The sequence below is a fragment of the Shinella sp. M31 genome (genome assembly GCF_049199205.1).
Taxonomy (GTDB): Bacteria; Pseudomonadota; Alphaproteobacteria; order Rhizobiales; family Rhizobiaceae; genus Shinella.
Window position 1 is genome coordinate 34656 of the sequence record NZ_JBLZPH010000058.1, and the last position, 23137, is coordinate 57792.

General features: G+C 62.5%; 26 protein-coding genes and 1 pseudogene. 12 read left to right on the forward strand and 15 right to left on the reverse strand.

From position 1 onward, the window contains the following. Positions 1-244: 244 nt before the first annotated feature. Positions 245-739: a peptide deformylase gene (locus tag ACOZKU_RS08970; RefSeq protein ID WP_421578582.1), complete on the reverse strand. Its 495-nt coding sequence runs from the start codon at positions 737-739 to the stop codon at positions 245-247. Positions 740-1039: 300 nt separating this feature from the next. On the opposite strand from ACOZKU_RS08970, the gene mgtE reads away from it, so the two are divergent. Together mgtE and ACOZKU_RS08980 are read left to right on the forward strand one after the other, a co-directional pair. Then, positions 1040-2476 carry a magnesium transporter gene (mgtE, locus tag ACOZKU_RS08975; protein WP_421578583.1) on the forward strand — a complete coding sequence of 479 codons (1437 nt, stop codon included), beginning with the start codon at positions 1040-1042 and terminating at the stop codon, positions 2474-2476. A gap of 63 nt (positions 2477-2539) precedes the next feature. After that, positions 2540-2926 carry a MerR family transcriptional regulator gene (locus tag ACOZKU_RS08980; protein ID WP_117366965.1) on the forward strand — a complete coding sequence of 129 codons (387 nt, stop codon included), beginning with the start codon at positions 2540-2542 and terminating at the stop codon, positions 2924-2926. Positions 2927-2986: 60 nt separating this feature from the next. Here ACOZKU_RS08980 and ACOZKU_RS08985 read toward each other — a convergent pair whose 3' ends face one another. The 3 genes from ACOZKU_RS08985 to ACOZKU_RS08995 all read right to left on the reverse strand — a co-directional run bounded on the left by ACOZKU_RS08985 (position 2987) and on the right by ACOZKU_RS08995 (position 5282). Continuing rightward, a complete protein-coding gene (locus ACOZKU_RS08985; RefSeq protein WP_421578584.1) occupies positions 2987-3460 on the reverse strand; it encodes a methyltransferase family protein in 474 nt (157 codons plus the stop codon). Positions 3461-3465: 5 nt separating this feature from the next. Then, complete coding sequence (locus ACOZKU_RS08990; RefSeq protein ID WP_421578585.1) at positions 3466-4485, reverse strand: DUF1624 domain-containing protein; 1020 nt, start codon at positions 4483-4485, stop codon at positions 3466-3468. Between the two features lie 107 nt (positions 4486-4592). After that, complete coding sequence (locus tag ACOZKU_RS08995) at positions 4593-5282, reverse strand: DUF599 domain-containing protein (RefSeq protein ID WP_421578586.1); 690 nt, start codon at positions 5280-5282, stop codon at positions 4593-4595. 573 nt (positions 5283-5855) lie between these two features. Between ACOZKU_RS08995 and ACOZKU_RS09000 the strand changes: the two genes are divergently transcribed. Together ACOZKU_RS09000 and ACOZKU_RS09005 are read left to right on the forward strand one after the other, a co-directional pair. After that, entirely contained in the window at positions 5856-7256 is a 1401-nt protein-coding gene (locus ACOZKU_RS09000; RefSeq protein WP_314093834.1) for an L-serine ammonia-lyase, read from the forward strand. Positions 7257-7330: 74 nt separating this feature from the next. Beyond that, positions 7331-7768 carry a DUF1489 family protein gene (locus tag ACOZKU_RS09005; protein WP_298096528.1) on the forward strand — a complete coding sequence of 146 codons (438 nt, stop codon included), beginning with the start codon at positions 7331-7333 and terminating at the stop codon, positions 7766-7768. A 10-nt stretch (positions 7769-7778) separates the two neighbouring features. Here the strand turns inward: ACOZKU_RS09005 and ACOZKU_RS09010 are convergent, their stop codons facing one another. From ACOZKU_RS09010 to ACOZKU_RS09035, 6 genes and pseudogenes are all read right to left on the reverse strand, one after another. Beyond that, positions 7779-8048: a hypothetical protein gene (locus ACOZKU_RS09010; protein WP_314093833.1), complete on the reverse strand. Its 270-nt coding sequence runs from the start codon at positions 8046-8048 to the stop codon at positions 7779-7781. A 160-nt stretch (positions 8049-8208) separates the two neighbouring features. Next, positions 8209-9570: pseudogene (locus tag ACOZKU_RS09015) on the reverse strand (serine hydrolase); the annotation flags it as partial. A 237-nt stretch (positions 9571-9807) separates the two neighbouring features. Beyond that, positions 9808-10569: a hypothetical protein gene (locus ACOZKU_RS09020; protein WP_421578587.1), complete on the reverse strand. Its 762-nt coding sequence runs from the start codon at positions 10567-10569 to the stop codon at positions 9808-9810. 266 nt (positions 10570-10835) lie between these two features. Continuing rightward, positions 10836-11435: a transglutaminase-like cysteine peptidase gene (locus ACOZKU_RS09025; protein ID WP_421578588.1), complete on the reverse strand. Its 600-nt coding sequence runs from the start codon at positions 11433-11435 to the stop codon at positions 10836-10838. A gap of 470 nt (positions 11436-11905) precedes the next feature. Next, on the reverse strand, positions 11906-12517 hold the full coding sequence (locus ACOZKU_RS09030) for a PilZ domain-containing protein (RefSeq protein WP_314093826.1): 612 nt from the start codon (positions 12515-12517) through the stop codon (positions 11906-11908). Positions 12518-12652: 135 nt separating this feature from the next. Further along, a complete protein-coding gene (locus tag ACOZKU_RS09035) occupies positions 12653-13297 on the reverse strand; it encodes a PAS domain-containing protein (RefSeq protein WP_421578589.1) in 645 nt (214 codons plus the stop codon). A 294-nt stretch (positions 13298-13591) separates the two neighbouring features. Between ACOZKU_RS09035 and ACOZKU_RS09040 the strand changes: the two genes are divergently transcribed. Both ACOZKU_RS09040 and ACOZKU_RS09045 read left to right on the forward strand, forming a co-directional pair. Next, a complete protein-coding gene (locus ACOZKU_RS09040) occupies positions 13592-14332 on the forward strand; it encodes a rhomboid family intramembrane serine protease (RefSeq protein WP_421578590.1) in 741 nt (246 codons plus the stop codon). A gap of 181 nt (positions 14333-14513) precedes the next feature. Continuing rightward, entirely contained in the window at positions 14514-14942 is a 429-nt protein-coding gene (locus tag ACOZKU_RS09045; protein ID WP_117366132.1) for a CBS domain-containing protein, read from the forward strand. A 75-nt stretch (positions 14943-15017) separates the two neighbouring features. Here the strand turns inward: ACOZKU_RS09045 and ACOZKU_RS09050 are convergent, their stop codons facing one another. The 3 genes from ACOZKU_RS09050 to folE form a co-directional block, all read right to left on the reverse strand. Further along, the gene (locus tag ACOZKU_RS09050; protein WP_421578591.1) at positions 15018-15983 is read right to left on the reverse strand and encodes a patatin-like phospholipase family protein; all 966 of its coding nucleotides are present in this window, start codon (positions 15981-15983) and stop codon (positions 15018-15020) included. Positions 15984-16347: 364 nt separating this feature from the next. Next, positions 16348-16800, reverse strand: coding sequence for a phosphoribosyl-AMP cyclohydrolase (gene hisI, locus ACOZKU_RS09055; protein WP_421578592.1), 453 nt, complete (start codon positions 16798-16800; stop codon positions 16348-16350). A 36-nt stretch (positions 16801-16836) separates the two neighbouring features. Continuing rightward, positions 16837-17448, reverse strand: coding sequence for a GTP cyclohydrolase I FolE (gene folE / locus ACOZKU_RS09060; RefSeq protein WP_298096500.1), 612 nt, complete (start codon positions 17446-17448; stop codon positions 16837-16839). 345 nt (positions 17449-17793) lie between these two features. Between folE and ACOZKU_RS09065 the strand changes: the two genes are divergently transcribed. From ACOZKU_RS09065 to ACOZKU_RS09080, 4 genes are all read left to right on the forward strand, one after another. Then, on the forward strand, positions 17794-18240 hold the full coding sequence (locus tag ACOZKU_RS09065) for an iron-sulfur cluster assembly scaffold protein (protein ID WP_314093817.1): 447 nt from the start codon (positions 17794-17796) through the stop codon (positions 18238-18240). A 6-nt stretch (positions 18241-18246) separates the two neighbouring features. Beyond that, entirely contained in the window at positions 18247-18615 is a 369-nt protein-coding gene (gene yidD / locus ACOZKU_RS09070) for a membrane protein insertion efficiency factor YidD (protein ID WP_421578593.1), read from the forward strand. Between the two features lie 3 nt (positions 18616-18618). Next, entirely contained in the window at positions 18619-19146 is a 528-nt protein-coding gene (locus ACOZKU_RS09075; RefSeq protein WP_421578594.1) for a DUF1697 domain-containing protein, read from the forward strand. Positions 19147-19344: 198 nt separating this feature from the next. Then, the gene (locus ACOZKU_RS09080) at positions 19345-20595 is read left to right on the forward strand and encodes a sensor domain-containing diguanylate cyclase (protein WP_421578595.1); all 1251 of its coding nucleotides are present in this window, start codon (positions 19345-19347) and stop codon (positions 20593-20595) included. Here the strand turns inward: ACOZKU_RS09080 and ACOZKU_RS09085 are convergent. Beyond that, the gene (locus ACOZKU_RS09085) at positions 20592-21440 is read right to left on the reverse strand and encodes a pseudouridine synthase (RefSeq protein ID WP_421578596.1); all 849 of its coding nucleotides are present in this window, start codon (positions 21438-21440) and stop codon (positions 20592-20594) included. The two genes, ACOZKU_RS09080 and ACOZKU_RS09085, sit on opposite strands and share 4 nt — an antisense overlap. Before the next feature lie 99 nt (positions 21441-21539). Here ACOZKU_RS09085 and prmB point away from each other — a divergent pair, with 99 nt between their 5' ends. Then, complete coding sequence (gene prmB, locus ACOZKU_RS09090) at positions 21540-22457, forward strand: 50S ribosomal protein L3 N(5)-glutamine methyltransferase (RefSeq protein WP_421578597.1); 918 nt, start codon at positions 21540-21542, stop codon at positions 22455-22457. A gap of 41 nt (positions 22458-22498) precedes the next feature. Next, positions 22499-22870: a hypothetical protein gene (locus ACOZKU_RS09095; protein WP_421578598.1), complete on the forward strand. Its 372-nt coding sequence runs from the start codon at positions 22499-22501 to the stop codon at positions 22868-22870. A gap of 23 nt (positions 22871-22893) precedes the next feature. Here ACOZKU_RS09095 and ACOZKU_RS09100 read toward each other — a convergent pair. Beyond that, positions 22894-23137: hypothetical protein (locus ACOZKU_RS09100; protein WP_421578599.1), on the reverse strand; the 244-nt coding region annotated here is incomplete at its 5' end.

The following is a 23137-nucleotide window of genomic DNA, read 5'->3' on the forward strand; positions in this document are numbered from 1 at the left end:
GGCGCGACCGTAGGTAACCGGCCAAAGTTCGGCGAGCAGGTGCATGGCGCTGGCCACGTCGCGCACGAAACGTGGACGCGCGGAGCCCGGCAGCAGGATGCCCAAAGTCTTGTCCCAGGAAATGATTTTCATTGCTATCGTCCCTTGCATTCGCGCTCAGAAATGCGGGACGAATCCGATTGTTCCTACTTCAAGGAGATTTTTTCGGCGGTGATTCTTCTGCGTTCAGAAAGACTTGCGCGAATCAGCCTTTGAGCTTGCCGTATCTCTTGACGATGCGCTCGCGCTTCAGCCGTGAAAGGCGGTCGATCCAGAAAATTCCGTCGAGCTGGTCGATCTCGTGCTGCAGGCAGACGGCAAGCAGGCCGTCCGCTTCTTGAGCCTGCGACGCGCCGGAAAGATCTTGGTAGCTGACGCGAATGCGGGCAGGGCGCTCCACCTCGTCGGTGACACCGGGCATTGAGACGCTGCCTTCGGTGTGGCGTTGCATCTCCGGTGAGAACCAATCGATGACGGGGCTCACATAGGCTCGGAGGGAGCCGGGACCGTCGAGTTCGATCACCGTCAGCCGTTCGAGAATGCCGACATGGGCCAAGGTGATGCCGATGCCGGGGGCGGCGCGCATGGTGGCGGCGAGATCGTCCGTGAGGGCCGCCAGCCGTTCGTCGAAGATCTCGATCGGCTTACAGGGCTGGCGCAGGCGCGGGTCGGGGTAGCGCAGGATAGGCAGGAGGGCCATGGTTTCTCCGGTCGTCGATGTCTCCCTTCCTAACCCGTTTGCGCCGGCGGGAAAATGCCGGGCCTCTTCCAGGCGCGTTAAAACCTTCGATTTTCATGTCGTTGCAACAGCTTGCGAAAAAGTTTAATCGCACCGGCTTTTGCCGCTTTCGATGATGGACCGGGCGGACGCTTTGGGTTAGCACGATGGGTGTGCGACGCCTGTTTCGGGCGCCTGCGAGGAACCCTGCACTGAAATCCCTGTCGTCTCTGCACCGCCGGCGTGGCCCTGCGGGACGACCCCGACGCAAGGAGCGGCCCGATGGACAACACCGGCGACGACGACCGCATCGAGCAGCAGGGCAAGACCTTGGAACACAGTACCTTCGACGGTGAGGACATCTATGCCGAGGACGGTTCGATCCGTTCGGATTTCCTCATGCATGTCGGTGCGGCGATTGCCGACCGCGACCTGCTGTTCCTGCGCCGCCACGTCGCGCGGCTGCATGAATCGGAAATGGGTGACCTTCTCGAAGCGATCCAGCCGGAGCAGCGCCGCCAGCTCGTCTCGCTGCTCGGCGCCGATTTCGACCTTGCGGCGCTGACCGAGGTCGACGAGGCGATCCGCCTCGATATCGTCGAGCACATGCCGAACGAGCAGATCGCCGCTGCGCTCGGCGAGATGGATTCGGATGACGCCGTCTACATTCTGGAAGACCTCGATCAGGAAGATCAGGAGGAAATCCTCTCCAAGCTGCCGTTCACCGAAAGGATCCGCCTGCGCCGCTCGCTGGACTATCCCGAAAGCACGGCCGGCCGCCGCATGCAGACGGAATTCGTCGCCGTGCCGCCGTTCTGGACGATTGGTCAGACGATCGACTATCTGCGCGAGGACGCCGACCTGCCGGAGAGCTTTTCGCAGATCTTCGTCATCGATCCGACCTTCCGCCTGCTCGGCGTCGTCGATCTCGACCGCATCCTGCGCACGGCGCGCGGCACGAAGATCGAAACGGTCATGCGCGAAACCAACCACCCGATCCCGGCCGACATGGACCAGGAAGAGGCCGCCCAGCTCTTCGAGCAGTACGACCTTCTCTCCGCCGCCGTCGTCGATGACAATGGCCGCCTCGTCGGCGTACTGACCATCGACGACGTGGTCGACGTCATCCAGGAAGAGGCTGAAGAAGACTTGATGCGTCTCGGCGGCGTCGGTGACGAAGAGCTTTCAGACACCGTCATCACCACGTCCCGGTCGCGAGCGCCCTGGCTGCTCGTCAACCTCTTGACGGCGTTTCTCTCCGCCTCTGTCATCTCGCTGTTCGAGGGAACGATCGAGCAGATCGTGGCGCTTGCCATCCTGATGCCGGCGGTCGCGGGCATGGGAGGCAATGCCGGTTCGCAGACCATGACCGTGACGGTGCGTGCGCTTGCGACGCGTGACCTCGACATTCACAACGCCTGGCGCGTCGTGCGCCGCGAGGCGGGGGTCGGCCTGCTGCATGGCGTCGCCTTCGGCCTGATGATCGGCGCGGTGGCGGGCATCTGGTTCCAAGACGCCAATATCGGCATTGTCATCGCGGCGGCCATGCTGATCAATATGTGTGCGGCGGCTCTCGCCGGGATTATGATTCCCATGCTGCTCGACAAGGCGGGCGCGGACCCCGCGGTCTCTTCCAGCGTCTTCGTGACGGCGGTCACCGATATTGTTGGGTTCTCCGCCTTTTTAGGGCTCGCCACATGGTGGTTCGCTGTCCGTTGACGCGAAAAATTGACTTATACGTAAAAGTCAATAAAGTGCCGTTCAGCAATGATCGGAGCAGGCGTGGACAAGTTTTATACCATAACCGAGCTGACGCGTGAATTCGGGGTTTCCACCCGCACCTTGCGCTTCTACGAGGACGAGGGGCTCATCAATCCCGAGCGCCGCGGCCGCACGCGCCTTTTCCGACCGGCAGACCGTCGCCTGATCCTGGAAATCCTGCGCGGCCGGCGCATCGGCTTCACCATCGCCGAAATCCGCGACATCATCCGCGTCTACAAGGACCCGCCGGGCGAGGTGGGGCAGCTCGAAATGCTCATGACCAAGGTCAGTGAAAAGCGCGAAGAGCTGCGCCAGAAGCGGCGGGATATCGAGGAAACGCTGGCCGAACTCGACAATGTCGAGGAGGCCTGCCTGACCCGTCTCGCCGAAATCGGCGTCGGCACCTGAGCAGTTGGTTCCAAATCTATCGGATGGCGCTGGGTGGAGACATCCGGCGCCATCGTCGTTTCAGATCCAGCGGGTCGTGCCGTTGCAGTAGCGTTCGAAATCGATGCCGAAACGCGAGAGCAGGTGCAGCTCCTCGCGCTTGATGGCGACGATGCTGGTCAGGCCCGATGCGATGATGGCCGTCACCAGACACCAGGGATTGAGCATGACGAGGCCGATGCCGGCGGTCGCCAGCGTATAGCCGAGATAGATCGGGTTGCGGGTGAGCCGATAGGGGCCTGACGTGACCAGATGCGTGGAACAGCGGTTCGGCAGGATGGTCGTGTGGCAATCGAGGAGCGTGCGCATCGCCCAGACATCCAGCACGACCGCCGTGAGGATCAGCACGCCGCCGGCGGCGGTGGCGATCAGGCTGTCGGTTTCGGATGCCGCGAGCGGGAAATAGGCCTGGAGCAGGAAGGCGACTGCAAGCGCCGCGCCGTAGATCAGCGGTGGCCAGGGGAAGGCGAGTGGCTTCATGCGATAGGCATTCATGATCCCTACTCCTTAAGGTCGGTTTCCGTCTCGGCCTTTGCCGTGCATTGCGAGGAGATCGCGGTGATCCGCTCGTCCGTCGTAACATCGATCGCGCCGCGGTTGAGGTCGGCGAAGAGGTTCTGTTCCTGCAATCCGGTCAGCGTGCAGCCGCAAAAGTTCTGGCAGAATCCGGCGCCACGTTCGGGTTCGCAGGCGTGCATGCAGCTTTTGATATAGCCGACGGCCGGATCGGGTGCCGGCGCCGGTATGACCAGCGAAAAACCGTAGACCAGCGCGAGTAATACGGGCTGGTGGACAAGATAGATGGCGAGACTGTGGCGCCCTGCGGCCTCCAGCAGGGTTTTCCACCGATCGTTTGTCCGGCCGCCAAGCCCGGCCAGCCGTTCGGGAAGCGTGCTCGCTACGAAAAACTTGGCCAGGACGATGCCGAGAAGAACCGGTGCAATCCAGGGCAGAAGCGGCACATAGTCATTGGAGCGCGGAATGTTGACCGACAGGCCGACCCACCAGAGCGCGGGATGATCGAAGAGCGGTGCCCGCAGATAAAGCGGTGCTGCGACCGCAGCCGCAGCCGCGAGCAGCGTGATGAGGATGGGCAGGCGCAGGAAGAGAAGGCCGATGACGCTCGCGGCAGCAATGGCGTGCAGGATGCCGAAGAAGATGAACGTTTCGCGGAAGGCGAACCAGGTGGCGATGGTGATGACGAGCGCCGCGCCGCCGATCTTGGCAAGCCGGATGAAGAACGGCCTTGCCTCGAAACCTTTCCGCTGCCCGAGCACGAGGCTGAAGCCGACGAGGAAGAGGAAGCTGCCGGCGATCACCCGGGCGAAGATGCGCCAGCCGCCGGTGGTGGCCGTCTCAGGTTCGATATAGCTGAAGAAGCCGAGGTCCCAGGTGAAATGGTAGATCGCCATGGCGATCAGGGCGACGCCGCGCAGCTGGTCGATCAGCGGGATGCGCGGAAGCCGGCGCGTTTGCCCGCCGTCCACTGCCCCATTGCCGTCAATCACCGTTGTCGTCATGTTTCGGGGTCGCCGCATTGCTTGGTCCATAGGAAGGTGTCACGCCAAGCTTGCGCCGGGCGGATGGCCGAAAGGTGGCCGGGTGGGAAGGGGTTTGTCGGGAGAGTTCAGTCGAGGCGTTCGAGCACGGCGAGGCGGGCTTCCGAATAGAACTGACGGCGCACGAGCACGATGATGATGCCGATGGTCGTGGCGATGAACAGGAACGGGCTGGCGAACCAGCCGAGATAGCCGATCGACAGGAAGATGGCGCGCAAGCCCTTGTTGAAGTGCTTTGCGGCCAGGATATTCATGCGGATCACCTTGTCGGCGGCGAGGTCCGCGCCGGCGGGGTCCTTGTGGATGTCGCCGCTCATCGGCATGGCGCCGAGCAGGATGGTGCAATAGTTGAACAGCCGGTAGGACCAGCCGAATTTGAAGAAGGCGTAGCCGAAGATGATGGCAAGGCCGCCGACCTTCATTTCGAAGCCGGCGCGGCTGCCGTGGAAGAAATAAGGCAGGTCGCTGAAGATCGCGAAAACCTGTTCCGTCGCCCCGAGCAGCGCAAAGCAGCTGCCGAGCGCCAGAAGCGAGGTGGAGGCGAAGAACGCCGTACCGTTCTGCAGGCCCGCCATGATCTGCGTGTCGATCATGCGCAGATCGCGATGCATGGCGTTGCGGATCCAGACTGCGCGCTGCGAGCTCATGGCGCGCGTCAGGCTCACCCGGTCGAACAGTTTTGCCCGGTCCGTGATCCAGGAATAGCCGGTCCACAGGACGAGGAAGAGGGCGAGCGCGATTAGATCAGGGGTGTTCATGAGACGTCTTGTGCCATGGATTCAACATTTTGCAAGCCGCGGGATGGCGCCTTCGCACGCCGTTCAGACCTAGAGCAAAACGAAGGCGGGGCGTGGGAACGGCAAAGGAACGCCAAAAGCCCGCAACTGTCTGATTTTGCGACAGGTCATGCATGAAACGCGGGGCTCCCATGCTGACGGCGCCTTGGTTTCGCCATTTTTCGCGATTGCGGTTTCATAAATTCTTCATTAAACAGAGCCCCATGCGGCGCTGATATCGGCGGCTCGCACGACACTTCCATTCGGGGAAATCATGGAAAGCACCGTTCAGAAATCCTGTTGGGGCGTTACCGCCCGTGCAGTCCTCGGTTTTGGCGCCATTCTGGTCATCGCCTATCTCTTCGGCGGCATCTGAAAACTTCAGGCCCAAGTCCCTACATGAACAGCGCGCTCTCGATGGAGACGCGCTGTTTTTGTTTTCGGCATGTCGCACTGGTAAAACCCGATGTCGGGAGATCGCCAAGAGTGCGCGCCGTGATAACGTAGCTTCGACGGTCAAAGCATGAGCCGGCTGCGGCGAGGAGAAGTCAGGGAATGTTCCTTTCGGTTTTTGATGTCTTCAAGATCGGTATCGGGCCGTCGAGCTCCCACACGATGGGGCCGATGTCGGCGGCGAACCGCTTTCTTGACCTGATCCTCTCCGACGACTGGCCGCGCCCGTCGAACGCCCATGTCGCCGGTATCCGCATGAGCCTGCACGGCTCGCTCGCCTATACCGGTGTCGGCCATGGTTCCGACCGCGCCGTCATTCTCGGCCTGATGGGCGAGAGGCCGGATATGGTCGATCCGGACCAGATGGATGCGATCGTGGGCGAGGTCGAGCGCACCGGCCGTATCACGCCGCCGGGCCATCCCGGTTATGCCTTCCAGCCGAAGACCGACCTGATCTTCGACAAGAAGAACCCGCTGCCCGGCCATGCCAACGGCATGACCTTCTCCGCCTATGACCGCGACGACCGTCTTCTGCTGAAGCGCATCTACTATTCCGTGGGCGGCGGCTTCGTCGTGACGGATACCGAACTGGAGCAGATGCGCGCCAGCAAGGCGAAGGCCGGCGGCGCGAAGGTTCCGTTCCCCTTCGCCTCGGCCAAGCAGATGCTGGAAATGGCCGAGCGTTCGGGCATGACGATTGCCCAGATGAAGCGCGCCAACGAGGAAGCGACCATGTCGCGCGAGGAGCTGGATGCCGGCCTTGACCGCATCTGGGGCGCCATGAAGAGCTGCATCGACCGCGGCCTGAAGAACGAGGGCATCATGCCGGGCGGTCTCAAGGTGCGCCGCCGTGCCCGCTCGATCCATGACAAGCTGCAGGAGGAGTGGCGCTCCAACAAGGCGAACCCGCTGCTCGCCAATGACTGGCTCTCCGTCTATGCCATGGCCGTCAACGAGGAAAACGCCGCCGGTGGCCGCGTCGTGACCTCGCCGACCAATGGTGCGGCCGGCGTCGTGCCCGCGACGATCCGTTACTACCTGCATTTTCACGAGGATGCCGACCAGGACGGCATTCGCGATTACCTGCTGACGGCCGCGGCCGTCGGCGGCATCATCAAGCACAATGCCTCGATCTCCGGCGCCGAGGTCGGCTGTCAGGGCGAGGTGGGCTCCGCCTCCGCCATGGCCGCCGCCGGCCTTGCCGCCGTCATGGGCGGCACGCCGGAACAGGTGGAGAATGCCGCGGAAATCGCGCTGGAGCACCATCTCGGCATGACCTGCGACCCCATTGCCGGCCTTGTGCAGGTGCCGTGCATAGAGCGCAACGCGCTGGGCGCCGTCAAGGCGGTCACGGCGGCCTCGCTGTCGCTCAAGGGCGACGGCCAGCACTTCGTGCCGCTCGACGCCTGCATCGAGACGATGCGCCAGACCGGCGTCGACATGAACGAGAAATACAAGGAAACCTCCACCGGCGGCCTCGCCGTCAATGTGGTGGAGTGCTGATCGTCCATCTGATGTCTGTGGAGTGCGACGCGGCGGCCTCTTGACCCGGCCGCCGCAAGGGCGTTCAAAGAGCCATGGCCCTACATCTCATCAAACTCTGTGTTGGTGCTGACAGCATCGATGATCTGCGTGAATGGGTGTCCGAACGCTCGCTGATCGCGATCGCGGCAGGTATGGAGCCGCATTCCAGCCACATCACTCGCATGATCCCGAAGCGCGATCAGGAATTGCTCGACGGCGGTTCGCTCTATTGGGTGATCAAGGGGCAGGTGCAGGCTCGCCAGCGGCTGCTCGGCCTGAAGAGCTTTACGGATGTCGACGGCATTTCCCGCTGCGAACTGATGCTTGGGCCGGAAGTGATCGAGACCGAATACCAGCCGCGCCGCGCCTTCCAGGGCTGGCGCTACCTCACCGAGGACGACGCCCCGCGCGATCTCAAGAATATGGGTGAGGGGCTGGCCGATCTGCCGCTGGAGCTTCGGCGCGAACTCGCCGAACTCGGTCTTCTTTAACGGCTGAAAATCAGCGAATGCGCATCCGCACCGGATAGCGCCGCTCGCTGGCGCCGACATGCAGATGGATCCCGGCGGCCGGCTGGCCGGAGCGCCAGGCGCGGGCGCCGTGGGCCAAAAGCATGCCGACGAGATCCTTCGTCTTGTTGCGCGAACGGCCCAATCCGATATCCGCGATCCGCATCGCTGCCTCGTGCAGCGGGTGGAGCGTGCCCTTCAGCGGGCGGCGTTTTTCGTCGCGCGCTGCGGGAACATCGAAAAGGTTTTCGTTCATCGCCATGATCTGCCTCGTACGCAATACCTAACCGAGGGTGACAGAGCCGCTACATGCGGCATCCGCCTGTCTTCCTCCGCAGCCATCGGTACGCAATACCTGCCGATGCCGTTGCGGGTGAAGACGGTGGTCCGGAGACCGCGCCGTCAGGCGCGGCCCAATCTCGTTACTGCTGGCTGGCCCAGCAGGCAAAACCCTTGCGCTTCAGCACCTTGCAGGCTGCCGTCGCACCGTTCTGATTGTCGAAGCCGCCGAAGCGGGCGCGATAGAGCGCGCCGCTGCCGCTGTTGACGGCGACCGTGAAGGGCATTGCGCTGGAAAGTACCTTGCCGCCCGAAGTCTTCGCCTTGGAGAGCAGTTCCTGCGCCTGGCCCTTGTCCGGCGTCGCGCCGATCTGGATGACCCAGCCCGAGGGCGTGGCTTCCGAAGCCATGGTGGTGGTGGTGGTCGAAGAGGTGGTCAGCTTGTCGAGCGTGCCGCCGGTATCGCCCTGTTCCGTGAGGTCTTCCGCCGGAACGACGCTTTCACGTTGCAGCTTGAGCGTTGCGGCGAGCGCACGCTTGCCGACGATCTCGTTTTCGCCCGACGTCGCCGCATAGGCGGTTTCGATGCGGGCTTCGTTGTAGCGGTAGGTCGGAACCGGGCCGTTTTCCGGCAGTTCCATGCCGCGGTTGCTGAGCGTGCCGCTTGCCGATGCGGTGACCGTTTCGGTAGCAACATCCGCCGTCAGTGTCGGTGCATCCTTGGTTTCGGCGATCAGGTCGCCACCGCCGCGGCGCGAGGCCTTCGGCATGTAGGCGGCAATGAGCTTGCGCATCTGCTGGTCGCGGGCGCCGCCCGAACGGCCGCCGAGCACGACGCCGACTACGCTACGGCCATCGGCAACGGCCGAGGTCACGAGATTGTAGCCGGAGGCGCGGGTATAGCCGGTCTTGATGCCATCGACGCCGCGCACGCTGCCGAGCAGGCGGTTGTGGCCGTTGATGACCTGCTTGCCGAAGCGGAAGCTGCGGACGGAGAAGTAGTCGTAATATTGCGGAAAATGCTGGCGCAGCGCGATGCCGAGGCGGGCCTGGTCACGGGCGGTGGTAACCTGTGCCGTGTTCGGAAGGCCGTTGGCGTTGCGATAAGTGGTGCGCGTCATGCCGAGCGCACGGGCCTTCTGCGTCATCATGCGGGCAAAGCGCTCTTCCGAGCCGCCGAGCATTTCGGCAAGCGCCGTAGAGGCGTCGTTTGCCGAACGGGTGATGAGGCCGAGCATGGCCTGTTCGACGGTGATCGAATTGCCCGGGCGCACACCGAGCTTGGTCGGCGGCTCGCTCGAGGCGTTCTTCGAGAAGGGCACGCGGGTATCGAGACGGATCTTGCCAGCTTCCAGCGCTTCGAAGGTCAGATACAGCGTCATCATCTTGGTGAGGGACGCCGGATAGCGCAGCTCGTCGGCGTCTTCGCTGTAGAGCACCTTGCCCGTCTTGGCGTCGATGACGATGCCGGCATATTTCGGGGAGGCTTCCGCAGGCGCCGCAAAGGCGACGGTGCTGACCATTCCAACCATCACCAGACCTTGCGCAACGGTGGCAACTGCCTGACAGGAGCGGGGGAGGAAATCGAGGAATACGGAACGGGACACTACGTTACTCTTCATTCTCGGATTGCAGATGGTGTTCGGATAGGAGGGTCCGGAACGACCGTTAGCAGCACAGTAGCGAGACAGCGTTACCAATCGGTTTATGATGAATCATTGGTTTCTGAGATCGCCATTATTTTATCGGCTGCTGTTGACGGCGAGCGGGCGGCCGTTCCGGACGAGGGACTGGCCGAGATAGTCGCGGACGCGCGTTTCCATGGCCTGCCACTGCGGCAAAAGTCTGCTCGAAAAACGGTAAAGCACGGAAAGATCGCTGCCGATGTGAATATCGCGCTGGCAATCGGCGCTGGTCGATGGCGTGCCGTCTGCCGGCATCATGCAGCGCACGGCATAATCCGACCCATCGGGCAGCGTGCCGGTGAAGAACACCTCGTTGCCGTATCCGGAATTGTCCTTGAGGTGGCGCAGGGTGAGGGCGGCCGGGCCGAGTTCCGTCTGGCCGTCGAAGAGGTGGCTGTAGATTGGCTCCAGCCGGCCCGACATGTCCTTCGACATGGTGCTTTGTGAAAGGCTAAGGAAAATCAAGCTTTCCGGGCGGCTGGCATCGTTGAATCGACTGCGCTCGGCATTGGAGTAGCCCTGCATTTCCGGCCAGGTGAGATAGAGATCGACGCGTTCGGCAAGCCCGGTATGGCGCTGCTCTTCGAAGCGGATGACATTGGCAGGAAGGCGGATCTGATCCTGGCCGATCACGACGTCCACCGGCTCGGCATTTTCCGTATGGCCGGCCAGTGCGATGCGCTCTCCGAGCATGCGGCCGGCAATGCTGATGCCGACGGTGAGGCCGGCGAGAACGGCCACGCCGATGGTCAGTCGCGTCAGCAGGCGGTTGGAGAGAAGCGGTGCGTGGCCGTCGTCACCTGTCGTCGCAATGGTCATCGCGTTCCTCGCCCGCCGAGAGAAAATCGGGACTCAGGTGTGCCTGAATCTCTTGCGGCGAGGTTCGGCGAACGTGGTTAATTTTGAATGAATTTCGAGGGGCGGCGTGCCCCACTAAAAAAGGGGGCGGCCGGTTCCGGGACAGCAGAACCGGCCGCAGGGCCATGGTCGGGACGGGGATTGGGGGACTGACCGGGCCCTTTTTCTTGCCCGGCGGGGCAGCCGGGCAATGTCGTCATGCGGCGCCGGGATCGGCGCCTTCAGTGTTACTTGACGCTACCGACGGCGTCGGCACGACCGTCCTGAAGCTTGACCCACTTGCCGGCATTGGCCGAGGACTGACGCTTCAGGTAGCGGTATTCGGTTTCGGACCAGAGCAGGACCTTGTTGCGCATGTTGTCGAGCACGAAGTCGCCGCGATCGGTGCGCACGGTCAGCACGGCATGGCCTTCGCCATTCGGCTGGAGCACGACCGTGATCAGCAGGTTCGAAGGCGAAATGCCGGCCTCGATCAAGCGCTTGCGCTTGAGCAGCACGTAATCTTCGCAGTCGCCCACCGTATCGGGATAGGCCCATTTTTCCTCGACGCCGTAGATTTCCATGTCGGTCATCGGCTGCACGTCGGTGTTGGCCGCATAGTTGACGTTGAGGATGGTCTTCCAGTTCTGCTGAGTCAGGACGAGTGGACCGGCATCCTTGCCGTTCGAGCGGCATTCATCGGCATATTGCTTGCAGAATTCGTAGTGACCGATCGGCTGGTTGGTGGCGCCGGCGAGCGGAATGTTGGCCGGCAGTGCCATGGCGGCCTGTGCGGCGGCCAGAGAGAAGAGAAATGCGACTGCCCCTGTCTTGATTGTTTTTGTCATTGTTCTGTCCCCGTTTGATGATGGGACAATGACACGGACTTTTTGACCTTACGCGAAAGTCGGAAGTATAAATTAGCTCAAATCAAGATCGCATAAGTATAAAATAAAAACAAAACTTGAGATTAATTTGATCCGTATTTGAGGTGAATTTGAGTAAAATTTGAACCAATTCCGCGTTTCGTGGGGGTGTCGTTGTTCGTTAAATGACTGATTTTTTGTGTTTTTTACGCATCTTCACCTTTTGGTGTGGCCCGACGCGAGCCCTTTCATACCCGGGTGATGATGATCGGGGGCTGGTCTTTGGCGCTCTTGGGGCAGGTGTCTTGGCTTGGTTCGCCATTTCGAGGCGATTTTGGCTTGAAAAAAAAATTCAAAATATTTCGCGGAATTGTCGATGTGCCATGTTGAAACAGAAAAGGGCCCCGCAGGGCCCTTGTGACACAGTCTGGCGTTTGCGCCGTCCCGAAAGACTACAGGAACGAGGTGAGCGCTTCCTTGGACTGGACTGACGAGAACTCGATCGCCACGCCTTCCTGGAAGTGGCGCACGACGCGTCCCTTCATATTGCCGAGCTGGACGGGCGTGCCGAGCGCCGGGCGCACGTCGATATCGACGGCGGCGCCGGAGAGCGAAAGGTCGATGATGCGGCAGGGGTAGCGCCGACCGTCGTCGAGGGTGATTTCGGTGCGCGTGTTGCGGGGCGTCAGACGGTTATGGCGGCGGTCTTCCGGCAGGCCGAGTTCGTGCTTGTTGGCGATCCAGGTCAGCTGCGCCGCGAGTTTCTCGCGCTTGCGGTCCGTGGCAGTCAGCGTGATCGCGAAGCCTTCGTCGTTGAGAACGGCGACATTGCCTTCGATGCGACCGAGATGGTCGACATAGGCGATAATGCGTTCGCCGACGCGCGGGCGGGCGGAGCAGATGATGTTGGCGTCACCAGGCGACATGTCGATGACGGAGCAATCGTATTCATCGTGATTGGGCAGCATCAGCCGGCCGGGCAGGTTCACCGAAACACGCTGGAAGCTCCGCTGGTCGGGCTGCGGTTTGCGGGCGGCGGGCGATGCTTGCTGAAATGAATACATGTGCGCGCGGGCCTGATGATCTTATGTCTTTCCAAGTCTTAAGCTTTCGCGGTTAACAGAAGGTTTGCCGCTCCTTGAAAAGTGGTGGGCTCCTCACGTTACGGCAATTTTCACGTGCCGCAAGTTGCAAAATCCCTAGCGCTCGCGCAGATCTTCCGCCTGTCGCCCGCCTTCGAAGATGCGCAGGTGCAGGACGCGGCTGACCGTCTGGCCAAGCGCGGGCGGGCGCATCGCCATGATCGAGGCCGGCATGGGGATCGCCGGCCGGTTGCCGGCGGCGGCCTGCGCGCGGCTTGGATCGATCACCGAGAGGGAGCCGAGCGTGGCGTAGCGGAAGGCGGAGAGCGGCGGGCGCTGGCCGGGAAGGGGTGCGAAGGCACCGATGATGCGGTCCGCCACGCGCCCCTTCGAGGCGAGCGGCAGCAGGACGATCTCGGCATCCGTCGTTTCCAGCGTGCCGTCGACGAGCTGGACCTGCAGGATGGCGGGGGCGCCATGCGCCATGACATTTTCCGCAATGCGGGCGACCCGGTTACGCTGGTCGGGAGCAAAGAGCGTGTCGAAGGCCTCGCCCTTCAGCTCGCGGCCGAACTGCGCGCAGAAACGGGTGCCGGCGAGGCGAAAGCGCGGATCGGCAAGCCTGATATGCTCGAGGATAAAGACGTCGGGCAGGATGGCGGCGATATCCGCGGGCTCGATTGCGCTGCGCAGCGGAAGAGGGCGCTCGCCACGCTTGCGCGTCCAATAATCGTAAAGCGCCGTTACGGCTTTCGTCTGCATGCTCATATCCATTCGATTCTGTACCGTTCCGGCACGCCAGAGTGGGCGAAACGGACATTTGGAAAGAGCGATGCGAGTTTCGTGCCATCTCGATATTAAGGTTAACGATTGGTTTCGATTGCGCAGCCGGACGGTTTTGGCCAAACATCCGGGCATTCCTCCACGAGGAAATGGTTTACTGCACATCGATTTCAGCCCCGGGGATTGGGGGCACCGGCCGTCGGCGAAAGCTGCACGGCCTTTCTTTTGTCTGTATAAGCGCGATTCGTATTTTGTGAGTTTGGTGGATCGGCCATGAGCGGTGACGGCGTAGAGATGCACGATGACGGCGCGGATATCCGCAAGCGGGAGCCCGCGTTCAACCTGCCCGGCGGGCTCGTCTTCATGCTGGCGGTGCTGACGCTCATCCATGTCGTGCGCACCTACCTGCTGTCGTCGGTGACCGACGAAAACGTCCTCCTGCAGTTCGCCTTCATTCCGGGCCGTTACACGATCCCCTTTTCGGAGCAGGATCTCGGCTGGCTCTGGAGCCCCGTCACCTATTCGCTGCTGCACGGCAGCTGGGAACACCTGATCTTCAACGCCTTCTGGATGGTTGCCTTCGGCGCACCCGTCGTGCGGCGCATCGGGCTCACCCGGTTCTTCATCTTCTGGTGCCTGTCGGCGGTGGCCGCGGTTGCCTTCCACACGGCGCTGCACTGGGGCGCGATGATTCTCGTCGTCGGCGCTTCGGGCGTGGTCTCCGGCCTGATGGGAGCGGCTGCCCGCTTCGTCTTTTCGCCAAGCGGCCGCATCAGCCGGCAGTTCGCCCATCTCAACCGGCGCCTGACGGTTGCGGAAGCGCTTTCGAACCGCTCGGTGCTCGTTTTCTCCGGTATCTGGTTCCTCACCAATTTCCTGATCGGTTTCGGCCAGATCTTCGGCTCCGTCGCCGGTGGCGCGGTGGCCTGGGAGGCGCATATCGGCGGCTTCCTCTTCGGCTTCTTCTTCTTCCCGCTGTTCGACGTCGCAACCGGCGAAACCCGCCGGGATTAACGATAGTCCATTAGCGGTCTTGCAATCGCCTCCTTCGTGGCGCACCATGTTTATGTTCCGGTTCGCACATGCACACCGGAACGGGGAACATCCAAGGAGGAAAGGATGTTCCTGGTACAGGCAGGGCATCCCTGCATGGGTGTCCCGCCTCTCTGCGTCATGATGCACACGGGAGGTACGCATGTATGTAAAGACGATACTGGACGAAAAAGGCCGCAACGTCGTCACCGGCGGCCCGCAGCTCACAGTCAGGCAGGCTGCCGTCTATCTCCATGAAAACCATATCGGCGCCATTGTGGTTGTCGATCGCAACGACCGTATCGCCGGCATCGTAACCGAGCGTGACATCGTGGCCGCCGTTGCCCGCAACGGCGCGGACTGCATGGACAAGCCCATTTCCTCCATCATGTGGGGCAACGTTTATCGTTGCGGCGAGACCGAGACCGTCGACGAGCTCATGGAACGGATGAGCAAGCTGCGTGCGCGTCATATCCCCGTGGAGAAGGACGGACGGCTTGTCGGCATCATCTCGATCGGCGACGTGGTGAAATCCCACATCCGCGCGATCAAGCACGAAGCCGACGCCATCAAAGCCTATATCGCCAGCTGATAGTGTCATTGAACGGTTTCGGGCGGAACGATCGCTGATCGTCCCGCCCGCCGTGTCTTCAAAGATGACTTGTTCTTAGCGCGCGACCATCACGACTTCCTGCATACGCTTGATTTCGGAAATCCGCGCCTTGGCTTCGAGATAGCCGCGGTCGATCGATTCGCCGGCGCGGTGGAATTCCGAAAGGCCTATATCCGACAGCTTCGGATGCAGCGCCAGGTCCGGCGGATCGCCGGCGAGACGGGCGCGAGAAATACGGTCCTGGATGATGTTGAACGACTGAACCATGACGCCGGTGAGGCCAAGACGCGCGGCGCTGTCTTCCTGCCGGTTTTCGTCGATCTTCTGCGGGCTTGCGCTGTGCTTGATCACGGCGGAGCGGCCGTAGAGATCGTAGTTGAGATTGACGGCGACGACGAGCGGTTCCTCATGTGCGCGGCAGACCGAGACCGGCACCGGATTGACCAGCGCGCCATCGACCAGCGTGCGGTTGTTGCACTTGATCGGCTCGAAGATGCCCGGCAAGGCATAAGACGCGCGCAGCGCCGTGATCAGCGAGCCGCTGTTGATCCACACCTCGTGGCCGCTGTTGACTTCCGTCGCGACGGCGACGAAGGGACGGTCCAGATCCTCGATCGACAGATTTTCCAGATGCTCCTGCATGCGTTTGGTGAGCCGCATGCCGCCGAACAGGCCGGAGCCGCGAATGGTGAAATCGAGCAGGCTGGCGATGCGGCGCATGGTCAGCGACCGGGCGAAGGTTTCCAGTTCGTCCAGCTTGCCGGCAAGATAACAGCCACCGACGAGGGCGCCGATCGAGGTGCCCGCGATCATGCCGATCTCGATGCCTTCCTCCTCAAGTGCCCTGAGCACGCCGATATGGGCCCAGCCGCGGGCGGCGCCGCCACCCAGCGCCAGCGCGATCTTGGATTTGCGCGGCGGGGTCGGCACGGGAATGATGGGCATATTGTTCATGGAAGGGCCGCCCGGATCTGAAGCATCCGCCGTTACGAGACTACGATTAAAACTCCAGTTCAACATGCAGACCTCCGTACCCGAAAGGAATTCCCGGCGAAGCGATCAGTTCCAGCGCCTCGGCGTCCTTGCAGAACACAATAAGTGACAGGGTATATGCAGTCTGTGACGCGGGGAACTTGCACGGCGAAGACAGACCTGAAAACTCCGTGGGATGCGTCCGGTCGAGGCTGGAGGAGGGCAGTTGCCCGCAGGATCGTCGACCCTTTCGGGGTGGTCCTGGAAACCGGTCGTGACGCATGCGAGCGATGGTGTTCCATGTCCTGATCCGCATGGCGGGGATAGCAGCCGCCATGGGAAGGATTAGGCGTCCGGACCGGTTTCCAAAGGATGAATCTGTGTCGGAACGGTCCAGAACTTATGCAGATGCTTAATTTTTGTTGTAGACGGACGCCGGGTCGAATTGCGGGGCGCCGCCGGTAATGGTCAACACCGCGCCGTCTTCTCCGTTGGTAACGGTGCGATAGAAGCAGGAGCGGCGACCGGTATGGCAGGTCGCGTCATGGCCGGCGACGGAAACCTTCAGCCAGACGGCATCCTGGTCGCAATCGGTGCGCATTTCCACGACGGTCTGGAGATTGCCGGAAGTTTCGCCTTTCTTCCATAGCGATTGGCGCGAGCGGCTCCAGTAGTGGGCGATGCCGGTCTCGATGGTGAGTGCCAGCGACTGCGCGTTCATATGCGCGACCATCAGCAGTTCGCCATCCTTCGCATCCGTCACCACGGCGGTCACCAGGCCATGCTCGTCGAAACGCGGCGTAAAGGCCGGGCCCGTTTCGAGCTCGGCCTTGTCCTTGGAGGGGGCGTCGAAGGTGATCGTCATGGCCATCCGGCTCCATCATGTGGAGCCGGCACCTGCCTAGCTCCGGATCATCGTCATGAACCGGACCTGTTCGGTCGGTTCGGTCTTGAAGGCACCGGTAAAGGTGGTGGTGAGCGTTGTCGAGCCCTGTTTCTGGATGCCGCGCATCGCCATGCACATGTGCTCGGCCTCGATCATCACGGCCACGCCACGCGGGTTGAGCGTCTCGTCGATCGATTTCGCGATCTGCGCCGTCATGGTCTCCTGCGTCTGCAGGCGGCGGCCAAAGATTTCGACGACGCGGGCGATCTTGGAGAGACCGAGAACGCGGCCGTTCGGCAGGTAGGCGACATGCGCCTTGCCGATGATCGGCACCATATGGTGTTCGCAATGCGAGAAGAACGGAATGTCCTTCACCAGCACCATGTCGTCATAGCCGGCGACTTCCTCGAAGGTGCGGCCAAGCACATCCTCGGCGGCAAGGTCGTAACCGGAGAACAGTTCGCGATAGGCCTTTGCGACGCGCTTGGGCGTATCGAGCAGGCCTTCGCGCTGCGGGTCGTCACCCGCCCAGCGCAGCAGCACGCGAACGGCGTCCTCGGCTTCCTTCTGCGAAGGACGGTCCGACTGATCGTCGACACGCGGAAAATTGGTGACTATGGCGTCCATGGACCCATGACCTTTCTGCAGGTTACCTGACGTGTTTATCGGACTCGCCACTGGCCATTCGCCTAACCCTGCAGGCTTGGGTTCCGTTGGCGGGCTCCGGGGCTTTCGGGTCTCGGCTTATCAGTGCGCTCGACCGTCCGGCACGGTTTCCCAAACAACAGGTGATGTCCGCTTTCGGCTCTCCGGCTTCTTGCAAAACGCTCACCCCAATACGAGTTATCATATAGTATGGATCACCACGTGCGAAAGAGGCGGGAGGCGACACGCCGTGCTTTTTTCCCGCCGTGATCGGAATAATCTCCTCGGATCATTGAAGATTCCGCAAAAAACGCGGAAAACAGGGCCATGATGGACGATATTTATAACAGCCGTATCCTGGAATTCGCCGGCAACATTCCCCGTATCGGCACGCTGCCGGACGCGGATGCCGAAGCGAACGCCCATTCCAAGCTCTGCGGCTCGCGGGTGAAGGTGTATCTGAAGCTCGATGGCGATACGGTCAGCGACTTCGCCCATGAGGTGAAGGCCTGTGCGCTGGGCCAGGCGTCGTCCTCGGTGATGGCGCGTCATGTGATCGGCGCGACAGTTGCCGAAATCCGCCAGGCGCGGGAAGACATGCTCGCCATGCTGAAGGCGGACGGCGAGGGGCCGGGCGGGCGCTTCGAGGACATGCGTTTTCTCAAGCCCGTCAAGGACTACAAGGCCCGTCACGCCTCGACCATGCTGACCTTCGACGCCGTGGTGGACGCCATCGGCCAGATCGAGGCGAAGCGGCTCGTCAAGGTCGGGTGAGGATGAATGTGTGACGGCCCGGATTGCCGGCACGACGCCCCGCGCCAGGCCTATAAGGGCCGCAACTGGCGGGGACCGTTTCGCAAGACGCCGGGGCGGCTTTTCGGCATGGGTTTCATCCGCCTCTACCAGCTGACGCTTTCCGGCTTTATCGGCAATTCCTGCCGCCACCTGCCGACCTGCTCGGAATACGGTTACGAGGCCGTTGCGCGGCACGGGCTGTGGCGGGGCGGCTTCATGACGCTGTTTCGCGTCATGCGCTGCGGTCCCGGCGGCACGCATGGATTCGATCCCGTGCCCGAAAGGCTGGAAAGCCGCTATTCGTGGTGGATGCCCTGGCGGCTGTGGCGCGTTTCCCGTGCCGGGAGAGACTGATCCGTGACCACCTATGTCGCGCTCCTCCATTCGATCATTCTCGGCCCTGGAAAACGGCTCGTCATGACGGACCTCCGGGCCATGGCGGAAGAGCTCGGGTTTCGTGCACCGCGCACGCTGGTCGCGACGGGCAACCTGATCTTCGAGGCGGAGGAGGCGCCGCTTTCCCAAATCCAACAACGGCTGGAGACGGCGTTTCAGGCACGCTTCGGCAAACATGTCGATATTCTCCTGCGCACGGCCGATGCCTGGAAACGTGTTGCCGCGCAAAATCCCTTTCCTGGCGGCGACGGGCAGAATGTCGGTATCCGTGTGATGCGAAAACCGCTCGGCCGGGACGTCCTGTCGAAACTCGAAGCGCTTGCCACGCCGGGCATCCGGCTCGCTATCGTCGACGGTAATTTGTGGGTCGATTTCGCTGGCAAGCCGAGCGACACCCGGCTCTTGTCGCACCTGACGACGAAGAAGCTCGGTATCGGCACGCTGCGCAACGCCAATACCGTCAACGGTCTTGTGAAAATGCTGGGCTGAGCAGACCACAGCTCCTGCCACTCCTTCCGGTTGTCGGCCTGCAGGCCTGCTTTCGCTCCGATTATGGGACAATCCGTTTTGGCGGGGAAAAGCGCAAAGCCCTTATTTGTGGCCGTTGCCCGCTGTGCATGCCCGTGTTCAAAAAGACGCACCGGTTTTGTCCAAAGGCAGGGTCGGAGCCTGAAGCGGGAGTGCGGCATGACAGCGAGGACATTCGGCCAGTCGTCGGCGGAAGCCATCAAGCGGGAGAAGGATCGCCTTGCCGCGCTCGACAGTCTCGACCTTTTGAACAGTCCGCGCGACGAAGGGTTTGATCGCATCGTCCGATTGATCCAGCAGGTCTTCACCGTTGAGATCGGGCTTGTCTCGCTCATCGACGGTCATCGGCAATGGTATCAGGCCTGCTCGGGCCTTTCCGCTGACGAGGTGCCAATCGAGGATACCTTCTGCCGCTTTGTGCTGAACGATGAGCAGCCGATGGTGGTGCAGGACGCGAGCAGGGACCTGCGATTCGCTACGCATCCTGCCGTAACCGGGCCGGATCACGTGCGTTTCTATGCCGGCGTGCCGCTGAAAACGAAGGCCCGGCATACGATCGGCACCGTGTGCGCGATTGATCGGACACCGCGGTCTTTCAGCCGCAGGGATCTCGGTATCCTTGAGGAACTGGCCGGTGCGGCGATGGACCGGATCGAGCTGATGCAGACCGCCTCGACCGACAGTCTCACCGATGCTCTGACGCGCCGGGCCTTCAAGCGCGAGGCCGAGCAGCTGATTGCGACGGCGCTGCGCCACAAACACGATGTTGCCTGCCTCGTGCTCGATGTCGACCACTTCAAAAAGGTCAACGACACCTATGGTCACGCGGCGGGCGACGAGGTGTTGAAGGCGGTTGCGGCGACGTGCCGGTCGAAACTGCGGACCAGCGATCTGTTCGGGCGTCTCGGCGGCGAGGAATTTGCCATCCTGCTGCCCCACGTCGGTGCCGAGGATGCGATGATCGCTGCCGAGAAGCTCCGGGCGGAAATCGCGGCGCGGGCGATTTCGGGCGAGTTCGGCACGCTGAACGTCACCGCCAGCTTCGGCGTTTCGGCGCTCTCCATTGTCGGGCGTGATATCGAGACGCTGCTCGCGCAGGCGGACGCGGCGATGTACCAGGCGAAAGGCACGGGGCGGAACCGCTGCATGTCCTTTACGTCCATACAGGGGGCGGATGGCATGAGCGCGCGCCGCCGCGTGCTCAAGGCCGGCAACATCGTCTTCAACGATCGCCGCTCGACGATCGATTGTACCGTGAAAAGCCTCGGCGTGGATGGCGCCGGCATCATGGTCAGCAACACGGCGGGCATTCCGCCGGAATTCATGCTCGCCATCAAGGCGGACGGGTTCGAGACGAACTGCTCGGTCCTTTCGCGCGACCGGCAGAACCTCGAAGTCGCCTTCCGCTAGCCGCCGCGGATGAGGCGGCGCAGGTCCTTTATTTCCGCTTCCGTGAGGGCGCGCACGGCACCCTTTTCCAGGTCGCCGAGCTGCAGATTGCCGATCGAGACGCGCAGGAGGCGCAGGCACTCGATGCCGAGCGCTTCCAGCATACGGCGGATCTGCCGGTTGCGGCCTTCGTCGAGGGTGATTTCCAGCCAGGAGTTTTTCTCACCCTCGCGCAGCTTGCGCACCGTTTTGGCGCGCAGAAACTCGCCGTCGTGATGCACGCCGGCCTCGAGTGCTGCGAGCACTTCGTCATCGGCGATTCGGTCCATCTGGACGTGGTAGGTTTTTGCGACATGGGTTACGGGGTCAAGCAGGGCGTTGGCGAAATCCGTGTCGTTGGTGAAGAGCAGCAGGCCTTCGCTGGCCTTGTCGAGGCGGCCGACGGGGGAGATGTGGGCGTCGGCAAAATCCTTCAGGCATTCGAACACCGTCGGGCGGCCCTCCGGGTCGTGGCGGGTGGTGACGAGGCCGCGCGGTTTGTTCAGCATCAGGTAGAGGCGGGCTTCGGCGACAACCGGTTTGCCGTCGACGGTGATGGCGGCCTCGGTGAGGTCGATCCAGGTTTCCGGTTCGGTGACGGTGCGGCCGGAGAGCGCGACGCGGCCCTCGGCGATCAGCGCTTCCGCCTGCGTGCGCGAGCAGAAACCGAGTTTGGAGAGCGCGCGGGGCAGGGTGACGCGCTTGCCGTCCGGCGCCGACTTCGGCTTGGCCGCCGGGCGCGGCTTGGCGGTGGCGGCGGCACGCGATGGCGCGCCTGCCTTGCGGGCGGGAGCCGGTTTGTGCCTGTTGTGCGTATCCTTCGCCATGCTGTCGCGGAAAGCCTCTATGGTTATGATTGACCGCTCCGCCCTTGCCATTCTAAAGCCGGGTCCGTCCAGCTCATTCTATCGCACACGAGGCCGCCGTTGACACAGCAAGACATCACAACCGAACTCGTGACGCTGCGCGACTACTGGCGCTATGCGATCTCGCGCTTCAACGCCGCCGATCTGAGCTATGGCCACGGCACGACGACGGCCAGCGACGACGCGGCCTATCTGCTGCTCGACAGCCTGGAACTGCCGATCGACGCGCTCGATCCCTTCCTCGACGCCCGCCTGCTGCCGGAGGAGCGCCGCCTGCTGGCCGAGCGCATCGAGACGCGCGTGACGACCCGCAAGCCCTCGTCCTACATCACCGGCCGCGCCTATATCCAGGGTGTGCGCTTCCATGTCGACGAACGGGTGATCGTGCCGCGCTCGCATATCGGCGAAATCCTGTTTGCCGAATATCTCGGCGAAAACGGCTCGTCCTTCCTGCCGGACCCGATGACGGTGGAAAGTGCGGTCGATATCTGCACCGGCTCCGGCTGCCTTGCGGTGATCGCCGCAAAATTCTTCCCGCAGGCGACGGTGGATGCTGTGGACCTCTCGGCCGATGCGCTGGAGGTGGCCAGGATCAATCTCGACGAACACGATGTCGAGGACCAGGTGACGCTTTTTCAGGGCGATCTCTTCGCCCCGCTCGAGGGCCGCACCTACGACCTCGTCATCACCAATCCGCCCTATGTCGACCACGAGGCGCTGGAAGGCTATCCGCCGGAATTCCGCGCGGAGCCGCAAATGGCCCATGACGGCGGCGTCGACGGGCTCGATCTGGTGCGCCGCATTCTCGTGGAGGCGCCTGCCTATCTCAATCCCGAGGGCGGCATGATCTGCGAGATCGGCTCGGGCCGGGAAATCCTGGAAGAGGAGTTCCCGCATCTCGATTTCGTCTGGCTGGAAACGGCCGAATCGCAGGATGCGGTGTTCTGGATCTCGGCGGAATCGCTCGGCGTTTCCTGAACCCCAGAAGGAGCCTTGCAGGCCTTTGCGCGCCGGCCGCCGTGACGCCCGCGCCGGCGAAGGCGCGGCAATCCTCTCGGCTGTGGCCAGGCGATCGGCTTGTCCTCCCCATCGTCGCTTTCCTCATCGTCCGGCATCGGTTGGGCGAGGATTTCGGTGATGTGGCGGCGCACGGCGGCGAGGCCCGCGTGCAGGCGTTGCGCGTCTTCGTCGGTCAGGATGCAGGGCGGATGGCTTTTCGGATCGGCGACGGCTGCGGACCCGCTGCCCGACCGTTTGCATCCCGAGCAGCGGCGCGCCCGCCGGCAGCGCGGCAGCGGGCAGGTGTCGAAGAGGCGGGCCTCGCTCGCCGCCCACTGGGCGACGATCAGCATGGTGACGCCATCATCGTCACCGCCGCGTTTTGCCGGTAAAACCGCGCCCTCTCTTTCGGATGTCATCGAAGCGTTCCCCCAAAAATTGTGCGCAGCCGGAAACGGCCCGCAGGGTTTCCCATCGGGTTGAAGGCCTGTGAAACCGGAGAACCGCGCGAAAGCGTTGCCTCTGGAATGGGTGGTATGGGTGGCTTCGCTTTCGCGCGGCCCAGGCGTTCTTCGGAGGTGGTCTCATCCTCCTTCAGGCATGGCAAGGCTTCGCTGCGCAGTATGCTGGCGCCTATGTCTTTCCGAAAACGGCTACGC